Genomic DNA, 21,954 nt, shown 5'->3' with positions numbered 1-21,954 from the left:
CGGTAGGCAGATTCGACGCCATGCCACCGTCCTCTGAGACGGGGGGAGTGGGCCCCGGTGACGCGCACTTCGTGGTCCTCCCGGACTGCGCGGACGCGCTCGCCGCGGCCCGCTCCTTCCCCCGAACCGACTCCCGAACCCTCCCTCACGCTTCGGGGCGCCCCTGGCTGATCGGCCGGTGGAGCGACCAGGAGATCGTCACGGCCCGCGCGGGCCGGGCCGCGATCGCGGTCGTGGGCTGCTGCCCGGTCCGGCCCGCCGAGCTGGAGCGGCACGCGGCCCGCATGCGCGACCTCACCGAACTCGACACGCTGGCCCGGCGCCTGCCCGGCAGCTTCCATCTGGTGGCCACGCTCGACGGCCGGTCGCGCGTGCAGGGGACCGCGTCCGGCCTGCGCCTGGTCTTCCACGCCGTGGTCGGCGGCGTACACACGGCCGGGACCCGGGCCGATGTCCTCGCCGCCGCGATCGGCTCGGGGCTGGACGAGGAACAGTTCGCCGCCCGGCTGATGTGGCCCGTCCCCTACCCGCTGTCCGAGACGTCACTGTGGCGCGACGTCACCGCCGTCCCCCCGGAGGAAGCACTGGTCATCGCCCCTGACGGGAGGACGGCCAGGCGGTCGCGCTGGTGGACGCCGCCCGAACCGACACGGTCCCTGGCCGAGGGGGCCCCTCGGGTGCGGCAGGCACTGTCGGAGGCCGTCCGGGCCCGTACGGGCGAAGGCGGAGTGGTCAGCTGCGACCTCTCCGGTGGTCTCGACTCGACCTCGGTCTGCTTCCTGGCGGCCGCCTCACCCGCCCGCGTGGTGGCCAGCACCTGGCCGGGCCGCGATCCCGCGGACACCGACCTGCACTGGGCCCGGAAGGCCGCCGGTTTCCTCCCGGAGGTCGAGCACGTCGTCTGGGACCCCGACGAAGCACCGCTGGTCTACACCGACTTGCTCGGCATCGACGACCTCATGGACGAGCCGTCCATCGGGGTGATGGACCGGGCACGGGCGCTGCACCATCTTCCCGGGCTCGCCCGGCGCGGCAGCCGGCTGCATCTGACGGGCATCGGCGGTGACCATGTGGCCTGGTGTTCCGAGGCGTACTACCACCGCCTGATACGCACCCGTCCGCTGTTCGCCCTGCGGCAGCTGCGCGGTTTCAGAACCCTGTTCCAATGGCCGCTCCTCGATACCGCACGGGTCCTGACGGACTCCCGCCCGTACGGGCGGTGGCTCGCTTCCGCCGGCGAGCGGTTGCGTGACCCGCTCCCGCCCGGAGCCTGTGGAGCCCTGGGCTGGGGAACGCCGCCGCGCCTGTTCGACTGGGTCACCCCCGAGGCGGCACACACGGTGACGCGTGTCCTGCGCACGGCCGCCCGGGAGGCCGAGCCGCTTCACCCCGACCGCGGCATGCACGGTGACCTGGAACAGATCCGGCTCTGCACGCGGATCGTCCGCCAGTGGGACAGGATGGCCGCCCGGGCGGGGGTACCGATGGCCTCACCGTTCTTCGACGACCGGGTGATCGAGGAATGCCTGGCGGTCGATCCCGCCGAGCGCGTCACCCCCTGGACGTACAAGCCCCTGCTGGCCACCGCCATGCGCGGCGTCGTCCCGGACGTGTGTCTGGAGCGTTCCAACAAGGCACATGCCTCGATGGACGCCTCCAACGGTCTGCGCGAGCACCGGGGCGACCTGATGGCCCTGTGGGAGGACTCGCACCTGGCCCGCAGGGGGCTGGTGGACGCCGGCGCTTTGCGGGCGCTGGCCCAAAGACCTTCGACGCCGGGGCTCCAGGACGCCATCCTCTATTCCACGATCGCCTGCGAAGTATGGCTGCGGAATCTTCCGCAGAAGAAAGCCCTCGGTTTCTGACGGGACGGAATCTCCCCGGTGTCCCGTGGAAACCGTGCCCTGCGGAAACCGTGCCTCGCGGAAAGGGAAACGCTTCATGGCAGTGCGCTTCGCCAAGGATGTCTCCACTGCGAAGACCGATTACGGCACGGTCCTGCTCGATCAGCGCAGCGGCCAGTACTGGGAACTCAACCCCACCGGCACCCTGGTGGTGCAGACCCTGATGGACGGGGGCGGGGAGACGGACGCGGTCGACGCGGTCGTCGCGGAATTCGCGGTCGACCGGCCCCGGGCCGCCCAGGACGTCTCCGCCCTGATCGGCCAGTTGCGGCAGGCGGGGCTGGTCGTCCTATGACCACTCCGAGCGCGTTGCACCGGCCGACCGGTGTTCCTCTCGGACGGCGGCTGGCAGCCCGGCTCGTTCTGATGGCGGCCTTCGCCCTCTCCCTCCTGCCACCGCGCCGGATCCGGACCGTGCTCTGCCTCGTGCGCCGCGGAGCCGAGCCGGCCTCCGCCGCGCGGGCGAGGTCCGCGCGGGAGGCGGTCTGCGCGGTCAGCCTGTTCTGCGCCGGCCCGCGCGGCTGCCTCCCGCGCTCCCTGGCCACCGCCCTGCTCTGCCGCTTGCGGGGCACCTGGCCGACCTGGTGCACCGGAGTGCGCGTCGTGCCCCCCTTCACCGCGCACGCCTGGGTCGAGATCGACGGCCACCCGGTCGACGAGGGCGTACCGGACGACTACTTCAGCCGCCTCATCACCGTGCCGCCCCAGGAACGGGCGGCCCGGTGACGAACCCCGGGAGCGAAGGTGGACAGGAAGACACGGCACGAGGGCGACCGTTCGGCACGGGGTGCCGTCGTCACGATGTTCCGGCTCACCGCCGGCCACCGCTCCTCCATGACCGTCGCCACCGTGCTCACCCTCGTGGGATCCGCTCTGGGGCTGGCCCAGCCGCTGCTCGCCAAGAAGATCGTGGACGCGGCGGGAAGCGGCCGTATCGCCTGGCCGCTGCTGTTCCTGGCCTGCCTCTTCCTCGCCGAGGCGGCGACAGGCGCGGTGGGCCGCTTCGTCCTGGAACGCATGGGGGAGAGGATCGTCCGCGGACTGCGCCGCGGTCTGGTGAGCCATCTGCTGCGACTGGAGATGCGGGAGTACGACAAGCACCGCACCGGTGACCTCATCTCCCGGGTCACCGCCGACACCACCCTGCTGCGCGAGGTCGTCTCCCAGGCGTTGGTCGATCTGGTGACGGGCTTCCTCGTCGCCGTGGGAGCCGTCGCCCTGATGATCTGGATCGACCCCCTGCTGCTGCTCCTGGTGACGCTGACCGTCGTCACGGCGGCAGCGGTCGTCACCTCCCTGCTGGCCGGCATACGCGCCGCCGCCGAGCGGATGCAGCACGCCGTGGGGGAGATCGCCGCCGACCTCGAACGAGCCCTCGGCGCCCTGCCCATGGTGCGGGTCCACCGCGCCGAGGAGCGGGAAGCGGCGCGCATCGGACGGTGTGTCGACACGGCCTACGAAGCGGGGGTCCGGACCGCGCGACTGGCATCGGTGATGAGTCCGGCCGTCGAACTCGCGGTGCACGGCTCCTTCCTGCTCGTTCTGGTCATCGGGGGCATGCGGGTCAACGGCCACGCCAACTCCCTCGGCGACCTGGTGGCCTTCCTGCTCTACGCCACCTACCTGGTGGTGCCCCTCTCGTCGGTCTTCCGCGCTGTCGGGCTGATCCAACGGGGGATGGGCGCCTTCCAGCGCATCGAGGCAGCACTGGCGCTCCGGACGGAACCCACGGGGCCCGCGCGAGAGGCCGCACCCGCGGGACCCGCGCGAGCGACGGAATCCACGGGACCCGTGCAGGAGAAGCCGGCGCCTGCAGTCGAGCCCCCGGCCGGTCACGCCGAGGGCTCGTCCGCACGCCGGGCCACGCACCCCCGGACTCCGGCGGGGAAGGCATCGCCGCGGGACGGCGACGAGGAAGCCGCCCTCGCCCTGGAGGACGTGTGGTTCGGCTACGACCCGGGCCGCCCGGTCCTGCGAGGCGTCTCCCTGAGCGTGCCGCACCGGCGGCAGGTCGCCCTGGTCGGCTGCTCGGGCGCCGGCAAGAGCACGATCTTCGCCCTGGCCGCACGCTTCTACGAAACGGACTCCGGAACTCTGCTGTTCGACGGCCGGCCGGCAGCCGAGTTGAGCCGTGCGCAATGCCGGGCCCGCATCGCCGCCGTCGACCAGAACACCCACGTCGTCCACGGCTCGCTCCGGGACAACCTCACCTACGCCGCCCCCACGGCGAGCCCGGACGACGTGCGGCGCGTCATCGAACTCACCAACCTCCACCAAGTGGTCGACCGCCTCCCCGGCGGGCTGACCGGCATGCTGGGCGAGAGAGGAAACACCCTCTCGGCCGGCGAGAGGCAGCGCGTCGCCCTGGCCCGGGCCCTGCTCACCCGGCCCTCGCTGCTCCTGCTGGACGAACCCACCTCACATCTCGACGCCATCAACGAGGCCGCGCTGAGCCGCGTACTGAAGGACATCACCCAGGAATGCGCGCTCCTGGTGATCGCGCACCGCCTGTCCACGGTCCAGCACGCCGACCGGATCGTCGTCCTGGACGCCGGCCACGTCATCGCCAGCGGCCGGCACGAGGAACTCCTCGCCCGGAACGCCACCTACCGCGAGCTGGCGGCCGGCCAGACTCTGCGCACGACCGCCACGGGCCCGGCTGACCGGCTGCCCACACGCTGAGCGTCGCGCCGCACGCGCGAATCGAACAGGCGTGGCCTGTGCCGATGGCGGGAAGCTGACGACCATGCGCCTTCTCGACGACTTCCGCCGCCTCGACCGCCGACTGACCCGCCGGGTCGCCTCCTGGGACTCCGCCGGGGCGCGCCGGGTGCTGCCGGCAGTCGAGTCGGCGGCCGAGGGAACGAAACTGTGGTGGGGAACGGCCCTGAGCATGACAGCCGTCGGCGGACGTACGGAGCGCAAGGCAGCGGCGGCGGGGGTGGTCAGCATGCTCGCCTCGCAGCTGATCGCGAATGCGGTGTGCAAGCAGCTGTACGAGAGACGCAGGCCGCCCGCGGAGCTGATCCCCCACGATGACGTCGAGGACCGCCCGGATTCGTCGTCCTTCCCTTCCGGGCACACCGCCGCCGCCGTGGGCTTCACCGCCGCCGTGGCCGCGTCCGCCCCGTGGTGGGCAGCGGCTGCCGCGGTCCCCACGACGGTGGTGGCATTCGAGCGTGTCCACAGCGGCGCGCACTACCCCAGCGACGTCGCCGTCGGCGCCGCCATCGGACTGACCACTGCCTTTTTGGTCCACCGCGCGCCACGGCTGCTGCTCCGTGCCGCCCTGTGAAACTCCGGCGGCCCCGGCATCCAGCGGGGGGAATGGCCGGGCACGGCTCGGGTACGCGCCGTGACACGACCGCGAAGGAAAGGGCCCACCGATGACCATCAACCCGCAGGACAACGAGCCCACCCCCACTCCGGAGGAACTGCGCGCGCGGGTCGAAGGCACCCGCGAGGAGCTCGGCCGGACCGTCGAGGCGCTGGCCGCCGAGGCCGATGTGAAGAGCCGCCGGGCACAGCAGAAGGCGGCGAAGGTCAAGGGCCAGGTGCAGGACAAGGCTGCCCAGGCGCTGCACGCCGCACAGGAAAAGACTCCCGAGGCGGTACGGGCGAAGGCCGCCCACACGATGGGGCAGCTGTCCGGGACTGCCCATACGCTGGGAGAGAGGATCCAGGACGGTATGCCGGAACCGGTCCGTGAGAAGGCATACCTGGCGGCGGAAGCCTCGCGCGGGAAGCGCGGTCTGCTCGCGGTCGCCGGGCTGGGCGCGCTCGCCCTCACGTTCGTCGCCGCTCGCCGCAGGAGGTGCTGATGAAAGCGTCAAAGGTTGCCTACAAGCCGGTCGGCATGCTGCTCGGTGCCCTCAGCGGGGCAGTGGCCGGCGCGGTCTTCAAACAGGTGTGGACGGCCGTCGGGCACGACGAAGACGCCCCCGACGCCACGGACCAGGACCGCGGCTGGCAGGAGATCCTGATTGCCGCCGCCCTCCAGGGCGCGATCTTCGCGGTGGTCAAAGCGGCGGTCGACCGTAGCGGCGCCACCGCTGTGCACCGCCTGACCGGAACCTGGCCGGGCTGACGGCCTTCCGTGGGTGAATGCCGCCCGGCGCCTACGGGCGCCGGGCCGGGCCGCGTGGCCCCCTGGGTAGGGATGGCGAGCGGGCCCGGCCCACGGCTCGCTCGCCCCGAAAGGAGGCTCGGATGACGCCGTGCCCGAGAGGGGGTTCGCTCCCGAAGCGGTCGGCACGTGGCCCCGCAACTTCCTGCGGGCCTACCGCGACGGCCTGCTCGACTACTTCCTGATCACCGCGGCCCGGCCCGCGCCGGTGCGGCGGCCGGTATGACGGGAGATTCCGGGCCGGGTCCCGCCGTTACGCGGCGACCGCCTCGACGATCGACGTGGGGGACGGGGTGGCGACGATCCGGGTGCGGCGCAGGCCGGCTCGGGACAGCAGGGCGTCCAGGTCGTCGAGGGTGCGTTCCGCGCTGTCGAACAGCGTCATCATGGCCAGGTCCAGGGCCTTGCCGGGGTGTGGGTCGTTGCCCGGCGGGATGAGGGGGTCGATGACGAGCAGCCGGCTTCCGGGGGCCATGGCGGAGCGGCAGGAGCGGAGGATCCGCAGGCCGTCGGCGTCGTCCCAGTCGTGCAGGATCTGCTTGAGGACATACAGGTCGCCTCCGGTGGGAACCGAGGCGAAGAAGTCACCGGCCTCGACGCGCCAACGGCCCGCCACGGACGGGACGTCCAGGATGTGGTTTCCGGCGGTGACCCCACGGTCGAAGAGCACCCCGTGGAGACCGGTGTGGCGTTCGAGGATCTCCCGCAGCAGTCCGCCCCGGCCCCCGCCGACATCGACGACGGTGCCGGTGCCGGGGAAGTCGAAGACCTCCGCCACGAGCGCGTCGGCGGGAGCGGAGAAGGCGGCCATCCCCGCGTCGAACACCTCGCGGGCCGCGTCGTCGGACTCCAGGTAGGCGAAGTACGGGGCACCGTAGAAGCGGGGGAAGGACGGCTCGCCGGTCCGTACCGTCTCCGTGAGCCCGCCCGAGGTCCGCCGGTACATGTCGTCCGTGATCATGACGATGCCGGGGTGCTGGGAGCCGGGCACGCCGGTGCGCAGCTGCGCCGCCGCGGGCGTGAGGTGGAAGGTGCCCCCGTGGTCCTCGCGGAAGACGCCGCGGGAGGCCAGGAACCGCAGGACGCGGCCCAGGTGGTTGCCGCTGGTCCCGGTGCGGCGGGCCAGTTCGTCCGGGTGGAGCGGCCCGTCGGCGAGGTGATCGGCGATGCGGTGGTCAACGGCGGTGCGCAGGGCCGCCGACGCCAGGTGGCCCAGGGCCAGGTCGACCAGCAGCGCGGCGTCGGCCGCGGTGGTGGTGGTCGTGGCGGCGGTGTCTTCGCGGGGCATGGGGCTCAGCCCTCCAGTCGCAGGTCGGCCAGGTAGGTGGGCCAGGCCGTGGAGTCGTCCCGGTGGATGGAGTGCACGGTCCACGGGGTCTTGTGCGTGACTTCCTCCAGCCGGTCGGGCGGGCAGAACAGGAAATCGAACCACTCGGTGGCGGCGGTGCGGTGGCGTACCCGCATGCGGACGAACTCCTCGCCGCGGTGGGCACGGGCGGTGTGTACCCCTTGCGGCGCCTGGGGGTCGGCCCCGGCTTCCTCGGCGAAGGCCATATTGGTGCCCAGCAGCCGGGCGCCGGGGCGGGCGTGCCGGGCCAGGCCCTCCAGGATGCCGCGGCTGCGCTCCGGGTCGCCGAGCAGTCCCAGATTGGCACCGAGCATCAGGAAGGTGTCGAACGTGCCCAGGTCGTCGGGGAGTTCGGTCACGGAGGCCACGTGTGCCTCGACGCCACGCAGCCGTGCCACCTCCACGCCGCCGCGTGAGGTGTCGATGCCCACGACGTCCTTGCCGTCCTGGACCAGCACGGAGCCGTGGCGTCCCGGTCCGCAACCGATGTCCAGGATGCGGCCCGTGGCGCGCTCGCAGGCCAGCCGGTCCACCGGCAGCCATGTGTCGGGGCCGTGGAAGTAGTTCACGGCGTCCTCGGCGTAGATGTAGCCGTCCTCCATCTCGTAGATGAGGTGGGCGACGCCGGGCTGGGCGCCGCTTTCGTGGGCGCAGCGGTAGGCGTCGCCGAACGGGTCGTCAGTCGCGGTCATGGTGTTCCTCCGTGGTCGGCTCGCACCGCGGGGTGACGCGGCGTCGCCGGGCGGTCCAGGTATCCGGTGGACAGGAAATGGTGCAGGTAGAGGTCGAACAGCTCTGCGTCGACCGGGGGGCACTCCAGCCCGCTGCCGGCCAGGGCGGCCTCGGCGTTCTCCCGGCCGATGACGGGGAAGGTGCCCTCCAGGTACATCTCCTTGACGCTGATGCCGGACCCGTTGGCGCGGTCCACGCACAGGGAGACGAAGGGGGCGGTGGCGGCGGTGGGGTGCCGGGAGACGTGCCGGACGAGCTCGCCCACCCACTGGTCGTAGGGCAGGGTGCGGACGGGGAAGCCGGCCGCCCGCATCCGGTCGAGCATGTCCGCCAGCCGGGCCGGACGCGGGTTGGTGAGGTGCAGGACGCGTCCCGTCGCCTGTTGACGGGTGGCGATGTGCACCACGGCGTCCGCGAGATGGTCCACCGGCACGAAGTCCAGGGGAAGGTCGATGTCGGGGGCGACGCCGGTCTCGGCGATCGTCTTGAACAGGGAGCAGATCGCCGTCTCGGTGTTGCAGACGCCGCTGTGCCGCTCGCCGGTGACCTCGTACGGGCGGTGGATGGTCATCGGCAGGCCCTGGGCGGCGGCGTCCTGCAGGACACCTTCGGCCACCCACTTGCTCTCGCCGTAGCCCATCGTGATCCGGTCGGCGTGGGCCAGGGGCAGATCCTCGGCGACGTGCCGTACCCCCGCCGTGCCGAAACCGGCCACGACGGCGATGGTGGAGAGGAAATGCACCGGGACCCTGCGGGGCGCGGCCAGCGCGATGATCTCGCGGGTGCCCTGGACGTTCGCGGACCGCAGCGCCTCGTAGGGGTAGAGGAAGTTGACCTGGGCGCCGTTGTGCACGATCAGGTCGAGGGTGCGGGACAGTTCCTCGGCGTGCGCGGGGTCCAGGCCCAGGGACGGCTCGGTCAGGTCGCCGGGGAAGCAGGTGACCCGCTCTTCCAGTCCCTCGGTGGGCAGGCCGTAGCGCTCCAGCGCGCCCCGCACCCGGCGGTGGGCGTGTGCGGCGTCGCGGGCCCGCACCGGGCAGTGGATGCGGGCTTGTGTGCGGTGCAGCATCCGGTGGAGGAGGAAGGCGCCCACGAAGCCGCTGGCTCCGGTGAGCAGGATGTGCGCGGGTCGCTGCCACCGGGGCGCGGGGCCCTGTGCCGGCGGAAGGGTGAAGCCGAGGCGGGCCTCACGGGCGAAGTCGACAGTGCCGCCCGGGGCGGTGGCCCGGCCGGTGCCGCCGGTGTCGCGGATCTCCTGTACCGCCTGGGCGAAGTCGCGCAGCGTCGGGCGGTCGAGCAGGCCGCGGACCAGTGTGCTGCTGTGTTCGGCGGCAATGCCGAACACAGCGAGGGTGCGGGTGACCACCTGTGCGGCCAGCAGGGAGTCGCCGCCCAGGCCGAAGAAGCTGTCGTCCGCCGCAGGCCGTACGCACAGTGCCAGTTCCCATATCCCGGCCACGGCCTCCAGCGGACCGCCCGCCGCGGCGGGGGCGGGGGACTCGTGCGGCCGGACGAGCCCGCGGCGGTCCACCTTGCCGGTGGCGGCGACCGGCAGCCGGTCGTACTCCAGCAGCCGCGCGGGCACGGCCGGGGCGGGAAGCCACGCCGCCAGGTCCCGCCGTACCGAGTCCACCGGCACCGGGGCTCCGGCGACCGCACCGGTGACATGGGCGATCAGATGCCCGCCGCCCTCGGGGTCCCGGACCATCTCGACCGCGGCCTCGGCGATGGCGGGGTGGGCCCGGAGCCGGGCCTCGACCTCCTCCAGCTCCACCCGGTGGCCGCGCAGCTTGATCTGACGGTCCGTCCGCCCGAGGCACTCCAGGAGCCCGTCCGCGTTCCGTACCGCCCGGTCGCCGGTGCGGTAGAACCGGCCGGGCGGGGGAGTGTCCGTAGCGGGAAAGTCAGTAGTGGGGAAGTCCGTAGTGGGGAAGGAGGCCTCGACGAAGCGCTCGGCGGTGCGGTCGGGGTCGTCCACATATCCCAGGGCCAGACCGTCGCCGCCCACCCACAGCTCACCCTCCTCGCCGGGCGCCGCCAGGGTGCCGTCCTGCCGTACCACGTGGGCGGAGGCGTACGCGACGGCGCGCCCGATGGGCACGGTGACGGCGTCTGCGGGCAGGTCTCCGATGACGTGCGCGGTGGAGACCACGCTGTTCTCCGTCGGCCCGTACAGATTGGCCAGCACTGTTTCCGGGCAGACCGCCCGCACCTTGCGGACCAGGTCGGAGTCGAGGGCCTCACCACCGGCGGAGGCGTAGCGCAGCGTCCGCAGCGTCTCGGGCCGGGTACGGGCGATGAGGTGGAACACACTGGTGGTGAGGTAGGCGACCGTCACCTGATGCTCCAGCAGGACCTGCTCCAGGGCCGTGGGGCTCAGCAGCACCTCGCGGTCGACCAGCACCAGTTCCGCACCGCCCAGCAGCGCCGACCAGATCTCGATGGTGGACGCGTCCGAGGACAGACCGTAGGCGTGCAGGACCCGGTCGTCCGGGCCGGGCCGGCCCAGCGCCGGCTCGGCCAGTGCGAGCCGGGCCACTCCCCGGTGCGGTATCGCGACGGGCTTGGGACGGCCCGTGGTTCCGGAAGTGAACATCACATAGGCCGCGTCCCCGGCCGTGGGCCGTTCGCCCGGAGGTACGGATATCTCGGGCGTTCCCGCGGTGGAGGGTGTGGTGGACGGGCCGACGTCCAGGTCGAGCCGGGCCCGGAGACGGCGTAACCGGCAGGTGCTGCCCGGCAGCACGACCGCCACGCCTGCGCCGGCGTCCTCGGCCATGGCCTGGAGCCGGGCCGGGGGGTGGGTGTCGTCCAGCGGTACGTAAGCGGCACCTGCCTTGAGGACGCCCAGAAACGCCACCAGTGCCTCCGGCGAACGGATCCCGGCCACGCCCACCGCGTCTCCTCCGCGCACTCCGGCGGTGCGCAGCCGGTCCGCCAACGCGGTGGACCTGACACTCAGTTCACGGTAGGTGAGGCTGTGGTCGCCCTGCCGTGCCGCAAGGGCGTCCGGCCGTCGCGCGGCCTGTTCCTCGAACAGCTCGTGCAGGCAGCTGTCCCGCCACCTGGCCCCGCCCGTCTCGTCAGCCCGGACCATGTTCCTTGCCCTTCCGTCTCTCGTCTTCCCGGTCGGCGCCACTGGGCGGCCCGGTCAGGAGAACTGCGCGGCGAAGGCGGCGAAGTCCGCGGTGCGCCAGCGCTCGGGACGCATGCGGATGGTGATGTCGTCGTCCAGCTGACCGCGGTTGGAGTCCAGGTAGGCAGGGGCCGTCTGCGCGTCGAGGTAGCGGTGGGCCAGCGCGGACCACTCGTCGGGGTCCAGTCGGTCCGCCACGGCGGTCACCGGCCCCTCGACGCTCACATAGCGATAGGGCGCGATCTCGTGCTGGACGCAGAGGCTGAACCGTCCCGCCTGCTGGATCCTGCGCGCCTTCAGTGAGGTGCGTCCGGTCTGCACCACGACCTCACCACCCGGTTCGTACGCGTACCAGACGGGCACCAGCAGCGGGGCGCCGCCCTTGAGCGCCTCGATTCCCAGCACTCCGACGCGCGCCTCGGCCAGGAAGGCCTCACGCTTCTCGACACTCATGGCCAGTGACATGGCGTCCCTCTCCTGGTGATTGACCATTGCGAGAGACATGCTCATCGGTCGCGAACCGGACATTCCCTAGTCTTCTTCGTCCGCGCGCCCCGCCCCGGCGTACGCGTCGTGTCCCGGGGCGGGAGAACAGCGCCGCACCCGGTCGCTCCCCGGCTCCCCTCCCGGGGGCGACGGGATGCGGCCGTCACCCCCGCGTCAGCTCGGCCCGCAGTACGGCCGCCGCGCTGATCTCGCGGTCCTTGGTGGCGGTCAGCAGTGTGAGGGGCCCGTGCCGGGCCACCTCGCGCAGATGCCGCAGGGCCTGGGCGCGGGTCTCCTCCCGCAGTTCCAGGCGGTAGCGGCGGCCGAACTCCTCGAACCGCGCGGGATCGTGCCCGTACCACTTCCGCAAGTCGGTGGACGGCGCGACGTCCTTGCACCACTCGTCGAGGGCGGCCGCGTCCTTGCGCAGGCCACGCGGCCAGATCCGGTCGACCAGCACGCGGCTGCCGTCCGTCGCCTCGACCGGGTCGTAGACCCTGCGCACCTGTACGCGCCGTGACTGCCCCATGCCTCCCATCATCGGTCCGCCGCGCCGGGAACGCGGCCGCAACCCGCCGGGTGGCGCGTTGGCCCGTCGGCCGGATGTGCCGCTCAGGCGGACAGGTCCTGTGCGGGGGCCTGGCGCAGCGCGGACGCGGCCTGCTTCACCGCCGAGGCCACCGCCTCCGCGACTCCCGCATGGAAGACGCTGGGGATGATGTAGTTCGCGTTGAGTTCGTCCTCGGTGACGACGTCGGCGAGGGCGGTGGCGGCGGCGAGCATCATGTCGGTGTTGACCGTGCGGGACTGGGCGTCGAGCAGGCCGCGGAAGACGCCGGGGAAGACCAGGACGTTGTTGATCTGGTTGGGGAAGTCGGAGCGGCCGGTGGCGACCACGGCGGCGGTCTGGCGGGCGATGCCGGGCTCGACCTCGGGGTCGGGGTTGGCGAGCGCGAAGACGATGGCGCCCTCGGCCATGGCGGCCACGTCCTCGCCGCCCAGCACGTTCGGGGCGGAGACGCCGATGAAGACGTCCGCGCCGCGTACGGCTTCCTTCAGGGTGCCGGTGACGCCCTCGGGGTTGGTGTTGTCGGCGATCCAGCGCAGCGCGGAGTCGGGGCTCGCGGCGACGAGGTCCTCGCGGGCGGCGTGGACGACGCCGTGGATGTCGGCGACGACGGCGTGCTTGACGCCGGCCGCGATCAGCAGCTTCAGGATGGCCGTTCCGGCCGCTCCCGCACCGGACATGACGACCCGTACGTCGCCGATGCTCTTGCCGACGACGCGCAGGGCGTTGGTGAGCGAGGCGAGGACGACGATGGCGGTGCCGTGCTGGTCGTCGTGGAAGACGGGGATGTCGAGGGCCTCGCGCAGGCGGGCTTCGATCTCGAAGCAGCGGGGGGCGGAGATGTCCTCGAGGTTGATGCCCGCGAAGCCGGGGGCGATGGCCTTCACGATGGCGACGATCTCGTCGGAGTCCTGGGTGTCGAGGCAGATCGGCCAGGCGTCGATGCCGGCGAAGCGCTTGAAGAGGGCGGCCTTGCCCTCCATGACGGGCAGGGCGGCCTTGGGGCCGATGTTGCCCAGGCCGAGTACGGCGGAGCCGTCGGTGACCACGGCGACGGAGTTGCGCTTGATGGTCAGCCGGCGGGCGTCCTCGGGGTTCTCTGCGATGGCCATGCACACGCGGGCCACGCCGGGGGTGTAGATCATGGAGAGGTCGTCGCGGTTGCGAATGGGGTGCTTGGACGCCATCTCGATCTTGCCGCCGAGGTGCATCAGGAAGGTACGGTCGGAGACCTTGCCCAGCGAGACGCCCTCGATGCCGCGGAGCTTGCCCACGATCTCGTCGGCGTGGGCGGTGGAGGTCGCGGCGACGGTGACGTCGATCCGCAGCTTCTCGTGCCCCGAGGCGGTGACGTCGAGGCCGGTCACCGACCCGCCGGAGGACTCCACGGCCGTGGTGAGCTGGCTGACCGCGGTCCCGCTCGCGGGTACCTCCAGTCGAACCGTCATCGAGTACGAGACGCTAGGCGCCGTTGCCATGGCAGGCATCCATCCTTTCGATGGCCGCGCGCGGCGGTCCCGCGCGCAGGGGAGTGGGGTGGGGGGATTCAGAGGGTGGTGGCCGCGTTCACCCGGGCGTGCGGGCGGGCGAGGTTGTCCGGGTGGAGGATCCGCTCGAGTTGCTCCGGCGTGAGCAGGCCCTTGGCCAGGACGAGGTCGTGCACCGAGGCGCCGGTGGTCAGTGCCTCCTGGGCGACGGCGGTGGCCTGTTCGTAGCCGATGTGCGGATTGAGCGCGGTGGCCAGCCCGATGGAGCGGCCGACGAGGTGGGCCAGGTGCTCACGGTTGGCGGTGATGCCGCTGACGCACCGCTCGGCGAGGGTCAGACAGCCGGCCCGCAGATGGGTGAGGCTCTTCATCAGGCTGTGCGCGATGACCGGTTCGAAGGCGTTGAGCTGGAGCTGTCCGGCCTCGGCCGCGAAGGTGACGGTCACGTCGTTGCCGATGACCTCGAAGGCGATCTGGTTGACGACCTCGGGGATCACCGGGTTCACCTTGCCGGGCATGATGCTCGAACCCGCCTGCACGGGCGGCAGGTTGATCTCGGCGAGGCCCGCCCGGGGGCCGCACGAGAGCAGGCGCAGATCGTTACAGGTCTTGGAGAGCTTCACGGCGATCCGCTTGAGCACACCGGAGAGCTGGACGAACGCGCCCATGTCCTGGGTGGCCTCGACGAGGTCGCCGGCGACGGTGAGCGGCAGGCCGGTGTTCCTGCTCAGGTGGGCGCACGCCGTCTCGGCGTACCCAGGGTGAGCGTTGAGGCCGGTGCCGATGGCGGTACCGCCGAGGTTGATCTCGCGCAGCAGCGCGCGGGCCTCGTCCAGGCGCGCCCGGTCCTCGGCCAGCATGACTGCGTACGTGGCGAACTCCTGGCCGAGCGTCATCGGTACCGCGTCCTGGAGCTGGGTGCGGCCCATCTTCAGGACGTCGGCGAATTCCTCGGCCTTGGCGGCGAACGCCCGGCGCAGTACCTCCATGGCCTCCAGCAGGTCACCGGCGGCGAGCTGCAGGGCGATACCGACGGCGGTGGGGTAGACGTCGTTGGTGCTCTGCCCGGCGTTGACGTCCTCCAGCGGGTGGAGGTGCCGGTATTCCCCCTTGCCGTGGCCGAGGAGTTCCAGTGCCCGATTGGCGACGACCTCGTTGGCGTTCATGTTGGTGGAGGTGCCGGCACCGCCCTGGATGACGTCGACGACGAACTGGTCGTGAAGCCGCCCGGACCGGATCTCTTCGCAGGCCCGCACGATGGCGTCCGCCTTGCGGTCGTCCAGCAGCCCCAGGTCGCGGTTGGCCTGGGCCGCGGCCTGCTTGACGGAGGCCAGGGCGAAGACGAGGTCGGGGTACGCGGCGATCGGGGTGCCGGTGACGGGGAAGTTCTCCACGGCCCGCAGCGTGTGGACGCCGTAGTACGCGGTCGCGGGGACGTCCTTGTCGCCCAGCAGGTCGTGCTCGGTGCGGAACCGCGGCTGGTCGTGAGGCGAGGCGGGGACGGAGGAGAGGCCGGGAACAGCTACCGACATGGGGGTTCCGATCAGGTGCGTGAGGGCTGGAGCGGGGGAGGGAAGGAAGGGCAAAGAACGGGGTGTCAGGCCCGGGTGCCTGACGCTGCCGGCACGGCGCCGCCGACCATGTGGCGCAGTGCGTCGGTGCGTTCAGCCGGGTCGGTGGAGGAGAGGATCGCGGCGAGCACGGCGATCCGTGCCTGGCCGGCGCGCAGGGTGCCGGTCAGTACCGCTCCGGAGGCCGCGAGGTCCACGGCGCCGCCGTGGGTGTAGATCTCCGCGACCGGCCCGATGGGTACGCGTGTGGTCACGGCGACGAGCACGCCGCGGGAGACCGCCTCGTGCACCGCGGTGCTGATCTCGGGGGTGGCGTTGCCCGCTCCCGTCGCCACCAGGACGATGCCCTGGGCGCCCGCCTGCACGGCGGCCTCGAGGAACAGCGGGTCGGCGTCGCAGTGGTGCATGACGATGTCGACACGGGGCAGCGGCGTGGCGGCCGGGGGCGGGGGCAGCGGCGCCGGGCGATCGGGCCGCCGGAGGACGCGCGCCCCGTCGGTCCCCACGTCCGCGACCCGGCTGCCGGAGGGGTCGGCGAACGCGTCGGTGTCCAGGGTCCGCACCTTCACCGTCCCGCGCGCGGCGTGCACCTGCCCGTCGAAGACCACCACGACACCGAGGTCACGCACCGACGCCGCCGTCAGCAGCGCGTCGTGGAGATTGCGCGGCCCGTCGCCGTCCGCCGCTCCGAACGGGCGCTGGGCGCCGGTGAGCACCACCGGCCGGGGGTCGTCGTGATGGAGGTCGAGCAGGAAGGCGGACTCCTCCAGCGTGTCCGTGCCGTGCGTGACGACGATGCCGTCCACGGCGGGATCGGCCAGCACCTCGCGCACGGTGCGCAGGAGCGTCAGCTGCTGTGCGGTGGTGAGCCGGGCGCTGTTCACGCTCATCAGGTCCACGACCCGCACGGACAGGCCCTCGGGTACGACGGCCGTAGCCAGGACGTCACCGCCCCGCGCTTCGGCGGCGAACCCGGATCCCTGCCAGCGGCTGGCGATCGTCCCGCCCGTGCTGATGACGACGATCTGTTTCACGTCTGCTCGCTCCTCTGCCAGATGATCACTCCCGCGATGTGCCGCACCGTGGGTGCCTCCTGACCGGTGTGTGCTGTGGGCCGAGGAGCGCCCTCGTACGCCAGTTCGTGCGGGGGCGGGGCGGGAGCAACCATAGGACGATTCGCGCGCAATCGGGTCGCTGATTCGGGCGCTGTAGGCCCACGAGGGTGGTGGATAATTGCGCCATGGATCAGATTGACAGGAATATCTTGCGTGAGCTCCAGAGCGACGGTCGGCTGACCATCCAGGAACTGGCCCAACGGGTCGGCCTCACGTCCTCACCGTGCATGCGCCGCGTCCGCCAGCTCGAACAGGACGGCGTCATCCAGGGCTACCGGGCGGTCATCGACCCCGAAGCCGTCGAAAGGGGCTTCGAGGTCCTCGTCTCGGTCGAGGTCAAACGCGACCGGGGCGCGGTCGAGGCGTTCGAGGCGGCGCTCCAGGACATCCCCGACGTCATCGAGGCATACCGCCTCTTCGGCAGCCCGGGCTGTCTGCTGCGCATCGCGGTCGCCGACATCACCGCCTACGAGCAGCTGTGGATCGAGCGTCTCACCACGCTGACCGGTATCACCGAGGTCAACTCGCAGATCATCATGAAACGGATCAAGACACCGCAGGGTTTGCCGGTCGACCGCTGAGGGACCATGAGCCCCCGACGGGCACGGCGGCGACCGGGCAGGGGTGCGGAGAAGCGGACACCGCTAGCATCCGCACATGGATGCGAACACCGGTTTCGACCCGTGGTCCCCCCAACTCATCGCCGACCCCTACCCGGTGTACGAGCGGCTGCGGACCGCCGGACGAGTCCACTGGTTCGAGCCGAGCCGCCAGTGGCTGGTACCGCACCACGAGGACGTCCGGGCGCTGTTGCGCGACCGGCGGCTGGGCCGGACGTATCTCCACCGCTTCTCCCACGAGGAGTTCGGGCGCACCGCGCCCCCGGCGGCCCACGAGCCGTTCCACGTCCTCAACGGCAACGGTCTGCTGGACCTCGAACCGCCCGACCACACGCGCATCCGGCGCCTGGTGTCGAAGGCGTTCACCCCGCGCACAGTCGAGAATCTGGCTCCGGTCGTGGCGCGGCTGGCGGGCGAGCTGGTGGACGGGCTGCTCGCCGAGGGCGGCGGGGATCTCATCGACGCGCTCGCCGAGCCGCTGCCGGTGGCCGTCATCGCGGAGATGCTGGGCATCCCCGAGGCCGATCGGGGACTGCTGCGGCCCTGGTCGGCGGCGATCTGCGGAATGTACGAGCTCAACCCGGACGAGGAGAAGGCGCGCGATGCCGTCCGCGCCTCCCTCGACTTCTCCGCCTACCTCCGCGAGCTGATCGCCGCTCGTCGCGCCCGCCCCGGCGACGACCTGATCACCGCGCTTGTCCACGCGCACGACGAAGGAGATTGGCTCACCGAACAGGAAATGGTCTCGACCTGCGTCCTGTTGCTCAACGCGGGCCACGAGGCCACCGTCAACGCCACGGGCAACGGCTGGTGGGCTCTCTTCCGTCACCCGGACCAGCTCGCCGCCTTACGCGCGGACCCCGGCCTCCTGCCAGGAGCGGTCGAGGAACTCATGCGCTACGACACCCCGCTGCAGCTCTTCGAACGATGGGTGCTGGACGACATCGAGGTCGCCGGCACGGTCATCCCGCGCGGCAGCGAGGTGGCCCTCCTCTTCGGCTCGGCCAACCGCGACCCCGCCCGGTTCCCCGACCCGGACCGCCTGGACGTCACCCGCGCGGACAACCCCCACCTCAGCCTGGGCGCCGGCATCCACTACTGCCTGGGCGCCCCGCTCGCCCGCCTGGAACTCATCACCTCCTTCGGTGAACTGCTGCGGCGATCGCCTGGGCTCCGGCTCACCGCGGAACCGGAGTGGAAACCGGGTTTCGTGATCCGGGGGCTGCGGGAGCTTCTCGTCGCCTGCTGACGTACCTCACCAGGCGACGACTTGCGAAGACATGACGATTCACCCGTCCAGCCGGTGTCGGGCGCGGCACGTCGCCCGCTGACCGGTGGAATGCGGAAGCGGTCCCGGACCATGGACGTGTGGACGGGAACCGGGATTTCGGCGGGGCTGAGCCGGTGGACGCGCTCGAGGCAGCGCCGACGGCCCGGACGGCGGTGGCGTGGCTGCCGCCGCGGGAGCTCTGGCCGGTGATCCAGGACATCCGCTGGGAGCACGATCCGCAGGTACGCCGGTGGCCGCCGCATGTGAATCTGCTGTTCGGCTTCGTACCGGAGGAGGACTTCGAGCGGGCGGTGCCGCTGCTGTCCGCCGGGGCGGCGGAGAGCGCGGCGTTCACGGCGCGGCTGGCGGGCGTGCGGTACTTCCGGCACCGGAATGACAACACCCTGTGGCTCGATCCGGCTGCGGCGGGCCCGGCGCCGTGGGCCCGGCTCCACCGGGCGCTGGGGTCGCGGTTCCCGCTCTGCCGCGGGCGCGGCATCCGCTTCACCCCGCATCTGTCCCTCGGCCGCACACGGGAACCACGGCGCCTGGCCGCAGAGTGCGGCGCCCGGCTCGGCTCACTGTCGGCCGTGGTCGAGGAGGTGGTCCTGCTCTCCCGGCGGGGTGAGGAGCCCATGCGACCCCGAGTCGTGATCACGCTGGGCACGGGCGAGGTCCACCGCTTGCCGGAGTGGTAGGGCGTGTCCCGTCGATCGGACGACGTCACAGTGCCCCACCTGATAAACAGGGCGCCACACCTGTGGTGCCGGCCATCGCGGAGTGTCTCTGTCCGAGATGTGCGGACGGCCGGTGACCAGACTCGGAGCCCCTTGAGTTTGTCGTGATCCGATGGCTCAGGCCGATGCGTCGGAGAGCACCCATGAAGATCCACCTGGCCAGTGTCTTCGTCGAGGACCAGAGCAGGGCCCTGCGCTTCTACACCGACGTGCTGGGCTTCGTGAAGAAGCATGACGTCCCGGTGGGCGAGGACCGGTGGCTGACCGTGGTCTCGCCGGAAGATCCCGACGGGCCCGAATTGCTGCTGGAGCCCTCCGGCCATCCCGCGGCGCGGCCGTACATGACGGCGCTGGTCCAGGACGGCATCCCGGCCATCTCCTTCTCCGTGGACGACGTGCCTGCGGAGTACGACCGGCTGCGCGAGCTCGGGGTGCGCTTCACCCAGGAGCCGCTGGAGATGGACACGATCACCACCGCGGTCCTGGACGACACCTGCGGCAATCTGGTCCAGATCATGCACGGCGGGTGAGGGCCCCGGACACCATGTGGTGCGGCGACGGGAAGGTGCTGCCCGGGGGCAGGGGCAGCGTTGGCTTCCCGCCAAGTTGCCGGGGTGCCGTTCGGCGACTCCCCTTCCCCACACGGGGTCGGTAGCCTGCGGCGTGGCCGGAGCCCGTTCGACGGGCACCGGAGCGCACGGCATGTACGGCTCGTGACCCATGCACTCGCGTCGAACGACGGAGGGGACACATGAAGTCGCACTATCGCCTGCCGGGAATCCTGGCGGCCGCCGCAGCAACGCTCGTCACGTCGGGGATCGCCGACGCGTCCGCGGCGGCCCCGGACAGCAAGCCGGGCCCGAGCGGCGCCACCGCCTACGGCTGGGTACGCAACGTGAACAGCGCCCACTGCCTGGCCGTTCCCGGTGGCAGCACCGAGAACGGCATCGGGCTCATCCAGTGGGGCTGTGGCAACTGGCGCGACCACTACTGGCAGTTCGAGTACGCCTTCAACAGTGGAGGCCGTAGCTACTACCGCCTGCGAAACCTCAACAGCGGGCAGTGCCTCGCCGTACCGGGCGCCAGCACCAACCCGGGCACCCAGGTCATCCAGTGGCCCTGCGGCACCTGGAAGGACCACTACTGGGGCGTCGAGTACACCAACCGCGGTACGCGCCTGGTGAACTGGAACAGCGGCCAGTGCCTGGCCATCCCCGGTGCCAGCCGCGTTCAGGGTGAGAAGGCCATCCAATGGCCCTGCGGCACCTGGGCGGACCACTACTGGAACATCTGAGTTCCCGTACCCGGCCCTCACCACAAGCCCACCACGACGACGTGCCCGGCGAATCCACTTCGCCGGGCACGTCTTCGCGGTGCGTGAGGGGTGTCGCGTGGCCCCTACGCCTTTCAGGCCTTCACGGGTACCGGTGCGGCCTCGGCCGCCTCGTCACCCTCGGCGGATTCCACGGGGCGGGGGATGCGGTGCATGCCCTTGCGGTCGTAGAAGCGCGTGACGCCGAAGCCGAAGAGGACGGAGACGACCAGGGCGATGCCCATGGAGATCCAGGCGCGGGTGAGCCCGGCGTCGGCCTGGGCGTCGTAGTAGAGGATGGAGCGCAGGCCCCCGGTGATCTGCCGCAGCGGCTCGAACGCCGCGAGCGCGCGGAAGAAGTCGGGCAGTGCCTGCAGCGGGACGGTCGCGCCGGACGAGGGGACCGCCATGGCGACGAAGATGATGGCCGAGAGCAGCATGCCGGGGGTGCCGAAGACGGACAGCAGTGCCAGCGCGCTCACACCGACGACCGCGATGGTGCCCACGGAGTAGAGCCACAGCAGACCGAGGTGCGAGGCGTCCATGTCGAGGATGCCGACGGTGGCGGCCTGGACGAGCGAACCCATGACGACCGAGAGGCCGAGCATGAGGACGGTGCCGATGGCCAGGGTGCGCACCCGGCTCGTGTGCTGGACGGGCATGCGCTGGCGGAAGGGCCCGAAGTCGGTGTGCACGTAACCGAGGGCGGTGTCGACCTGCGAGCTGATCGCGTTGGCGCCGAGCATGCCGCAGACGACCAGGACCAGCGCGTAGTAGAAGGCGCTCAGGCCCATGGCGCTGTGCGAGCCCACCGGGTGGCCGTCGGCGACCTCGACGGTCGCGGGGTCGGCGAGCATCAGCTGGGCGGCCGGAGCGAGCTTGGCCCCCTGGCTCTTCGCCCGGTCCAGGAGGTCCTTGCCGATCTGGGCGGAGGCGGCGTGGGCGGCCTTCTGGGCCGCCTGGCTGGCCATCGAGGAACCGATGCTGCCGGCCGACTGGTTGGTCAGCACCGTCAGGGTCGGCCGGGCGGCCTGCTTCTGCTTCGGGTTGGTCAGCCCCGTCACCGTGGCGGTGAAGTCCTTCGGCACGACGAGCGCGCCGAAGACCTTGCCCTGGCCCAGCCGCTTGTCGGCTTCCGCCCGGCTGAGGACCTGCCATTCGATGCTGTGGTTGTCCGCGGCCTTCTTCTCGATGCCGGAGACGATCTGGTCGCCGAGGTTGGTGCGCTTGCCGCCCGCGTCGGCGCCGCGGTCGCTGTTGACCAGGGCGACCGGCAGGTCGCGCAGATTGCCCTTGGGGTCCACGTTGCCCCCCACATAGAGCAGGGCGAACAAGGTGGAGACCACCGCGAGGATGAGGCCCGAGCCGATCCACAGCCGCGGGCTGCGGAGCGCGGAGGAGGGCTGAGGGGAAGACATGACTTCTCCGTGACGATTACATAGAGTAGCTAGATACTTCAGGTATCCAGCTACTGGATAGTGGCAGTATCTTCCTTGGGTGTCCAGTCGTTCACCGGCCGGATGCCCGGCCGCACCACCAGCG

General features: G+C 71.6%; 22 protein-coding genes. 13 read left to right on the top strand and 9 right to left on the bottom strand.

Annotation, left to right across the window (positions count from 1 at the left end):
• Window positions 1–20 precede the first annotated feature (20 nt).
• From AB8O64_RS04630 to AB8O64_RS04595, 8 genes are all read left to right on the top strand, one after another.
• Entirely contained in the window at window positions 21–1,865 is a 1,845-nt protein-coding gene (locus AB8O64_RS04630) for a lasso peptide isopeptide bond-forming cyclase (RefSeq protein ID WP_370417995.1), read from the top strand.
• A 76-nt stretch (window positions 1,866–1,941) separates the two neighbouring features.
• Window positions 1,942–2,199, top strand: coding sequence for a lasso peptide biosynthesis PqqD family chaperone (locus AB8O64_RS04625; protein ID WP_365207048.1), 258 nt, complete (start codon window positions 1,942–1,944; stop codon window positions 2,197–2,199).
• Window positions 2,196–2,630 (top strand): lasso peptide biosynthesis B2 protein, encoded by a 435-nt coding sequence (locus AB8O64_RS04620; RefSeq protein WP_370417994.1) that lies wholly within the window; start codon window positions 2,196–2,198, stop codon window positions 2,628–2,630. Before AB8O64_RS04625 ends, AB8O64_RS04620 begins: the two co-directional genes overlap by 4 nt.
• Window positions 2,631–2,705: 75 nt before the next feature.
• On the top strand, window positions 2,706–4,586 hold the full coding sequence (locus AB8O64_RS04615; protein ID WP_370423787.1) for an ABC transporter ATP-binding protein: 1,881 nt from the start codon (window positions 2,706–2,708) through the stop codon (window positions 4,584–4,586).
• Window positions 4,587–4,650: 64 nt separating this feature from the next.
• Complete coding sequence (locus tag AB8O64_RS04610) at window positions 4,651–5,199, top strand: phosphatase PAP2 family protein (RefSeq protein ID WP_370417993.1); 549 nt, start codon at window positions 4,651–4,653, stop codon at window positions 5,197–5,199.
• 91 nt (window positions 5,200–5,290) lie between these two features.
• A complete protein-coding gene (locus tag AB8O64_RS04605) occupies window positions 5,291–5,725 on the top strand; it encodes a DUF3618 domain-containing protein (protein WP_370417992.1) in 435 nt (144 codons plus the stop codon).
• A complete protein-coding gene (locus AB8O64_RS04600) occupies window positions 5,725–5,991 on the top strand; it encodes a DUF4235 domain-containing protein (RefSeq protein ID WP_370417991.1) in 267 nt (88 codons plus the stop codon). The genes AB8O64_RS04605 and AB8O64_RS04600 overlap by 1 nt, the downstream gene beginning before the upstream one ends.
• Before the next feature lie 130 nt (window positions 5,992–6,121).
• Window positions 6,122–6,256: a hypothetical protein gene (locus AB8O64_RS04595; RefSeq protein ID WP_370417990.1), complete on the top strand. Its 135-nt coding sequence runs from the start codon at window positions 6,122–6,124 to the stop codon at window positions 6,254–6,256.
• A 27-nt stretch (window positions 6,257–6,283) separates the two neighbouring features.
• Here AB8O64_RS04595 and AB8O64_RS04590 read toward each other — a convergent pair whose 3' ends face one another.
• The 8 genes from AB8O64_RS04590 to AB8O64_RS04555 all read right to left on the bottom strand — a co-directional run bounded on the left by AB8O64_RS04590 (window position 6,284) and on the right by AB8O64_RS04555 (window position 16,392).
• Complete coding sequence (locus AB8O64_RS04590) at window positions 6,284–7,318, bottom strand: methyltransferase (RefSeq protein WP_370417989.1); 1,035 nt, start codon at window positions 7,316–7,318, stop codon at window positions 6,284–6,286.
• A gap of 5 nt (window positions 7,319–7,323) precedes the next feature.
• Window positions 7,324–8,070, bottom strand: coding sequence for a class I SAM-dependent methyltransferase (locus AB8O64_RS04585; protein WP_370417988.1), 747 nt, complete (start codon window positions 8,068–8,070; stop codon window positions 7,324–7,326).
• Window positions 8,067–11,207 (bottom strand): amino acid adenylation domain-containing protein, encoded by a 3,141-nt coding sequence (locus tag AB8O64_RS04580; protein ID WP_370417987.1) that lies wholly within the window; start codon window positions 11,205–11,207, stop codon window positions 8,067–8,069. The genes AB8O64_RS04585 and AB8O64_RS04580 overlap by 4 nt, the downstream gene beginning before the upstream one ends.
• Window positions 11,208–11,261: 54 nt before the next feature.
• A complete protein-coding gene (locus AB8O64_RS04575; RefSeq protein ID WP_370417986.1) occupies window positions 11,262–11,711 on the bottom strand; it encodes a pyridoxamine 5'-phosphate oxidase family protein in 450 nt (149 codons plus the stop codon).
• 184 nt (window positions 11,712–11,895) lie between these two features.
• The gene (locus tag AB8O64_RS04570; RefSeq protein ID WP_370417985.1) at window positions 11,896–12,261 is read right to left on the bottom strand and encodes a DUF488 domain-containing protein; all 366 of its coding nucleotides are present in this window, start codon (window positions 12,259–12,261) and stop codon (window positions 11,896–11,898) included.
• Window positions 12,262–12,344: 83 nt separating this feature from the next.
• Window positions 12,345–13,778, bottom strand: coding sequence for an NAD-dependent malic enzyme (locus AB8O64_RS04565; protein WP_370417984.1), 1,434 nt, complete (start codon window positions 13,776–13,778; stop codon window positions 12,345–12,347).
• A gap of 68 nt (window positions 13,779–13,846) precedes the next feature.
• On the bottom strand, window positions 13,847–15,319 hold the full coding sequence (aspA, locus tag AB8O64_RS04560; RefSeq protein ID WP_370417983.1) for an aspartate ammonia-lyase: 1,473 nt from the start codon (window positions 15,317–15,319) through the stop codon (window positions 13,847–13,849).
• A gap of 65 nt (window positions 15,320–15,384) precedes the next feature.
• Window positions 15,385–16,392 (bottom strand): asparaginase, encoded by a 1,008-nt coding sequence (locus AB8O64_RS04555; RefSeq protein ID WP_370417982.1) that lies wholly within the window; start codon window positions 16,390–16,392, stop codon window positions 15,385–15,387.
• Window positions 16,393–16,598: 206 nt separating this feature from the next.
• Between AB8O64_RS04555 and AB8O64_RS04550 the strand changes: the two genes are divergently transcribed.
• From AB8O64_RS04550 to AB8O64_RS04530, 5 genes are all read left to right on the top strand, one after another.
• The gene (locus tag AB8O64_RS04550; RefSeq protein ID WP_365208206.1) at window positions 16,599–17,054 is read left to right on the top strand and encodes an Lrp/AsnC family transcriptional regulator; all 456 of its coding nucleotides are present in this window, start codon (window positions 16,599–16,601) and stop codon (window positions 17,052–17,054) included.
• A gap of 76 nt (window positions 17,055–17,130) precedes the next feature.
• Complete coding sequence (locus tag AB8O64_RS04545; protein ID WP_370417981.1) at window positions 17,131–18,342, top strand: cytochrome P450; 1,212 nt, start codon at window positions 17,131–17,133, stop codon at window positions 18,340–18,342.
• 119 nt (window positions 18,343–18,461) lie between these two features.
• Complete coding sequence (locus tag AB8O64_RS04540; protein WP_370417980.1) at window positions 18,462–19,061, top strand: 2'-5' RNA ligase family protein; 600 nt, start codon at window positions 18,462–18,464, stop codon at window positions 19,059–19,061.
• A gap of 182 nt (window positions 19,062–19,243) precedes the next feature.
• Window positions 19,244–19,630 (top strand): VOC family protein, encoded by a 387-nt coding sequence (locus tag AB8O64_RS04535; RefSeq protein WP_370417979.1) that lies wholly within the window; start codon window positions 19,244–19,246, stop codon window positions 19,628–19,630.
• Window positions 19,631–19,851: 221 nt separating this feature from the next.
• Window positions 19,852–20,394: an RICIN domain-containing protein gene (locus AB8O64_RS04530; RefSeq protein WP_370417978.1), complete on the top strand. Its 543-nt coding sequence runs from the start codon at window positions 19,852–19,854 to the stop codon at window positions 20,392–20,394.
• Window positions 20,395–20,507: 113 nt separating this feature from the next.
• Here the strand turns inward: AB8O64_RS04530 and AB8O64_RS04525 are convergent, their stop codons facing one another.
• Window positions 20,508–21,830, bottom strand: a complete 1,323-nt coding sequence (locus AB8O64_RS04525) for a YhgE/Pip domain-containing protein (RefSeq protein WP_370417977.1) — start codon at window positions 21,828–21,830, stop codon at window positions 20,508–20,510.
• Between the last annotated feature and the right edge of the window lie 124 nt (window positions 21,831–21,954).

Source organism: Streptomyces sp. QH1-20, from assembly GCF_041283565.1.
Taxonomy (GTDB): Bacteria; Actinomycetota; Actinomycetes; order Streptomycetales; family Streptomycetaceae; genus Streptomyces; species Streptomyces syringius.
The sequence above is the reverse complement of the archived record's forward strand: the minus strand, read 5'-3'. Positions and strand labels throughout refer to the sequence as shown.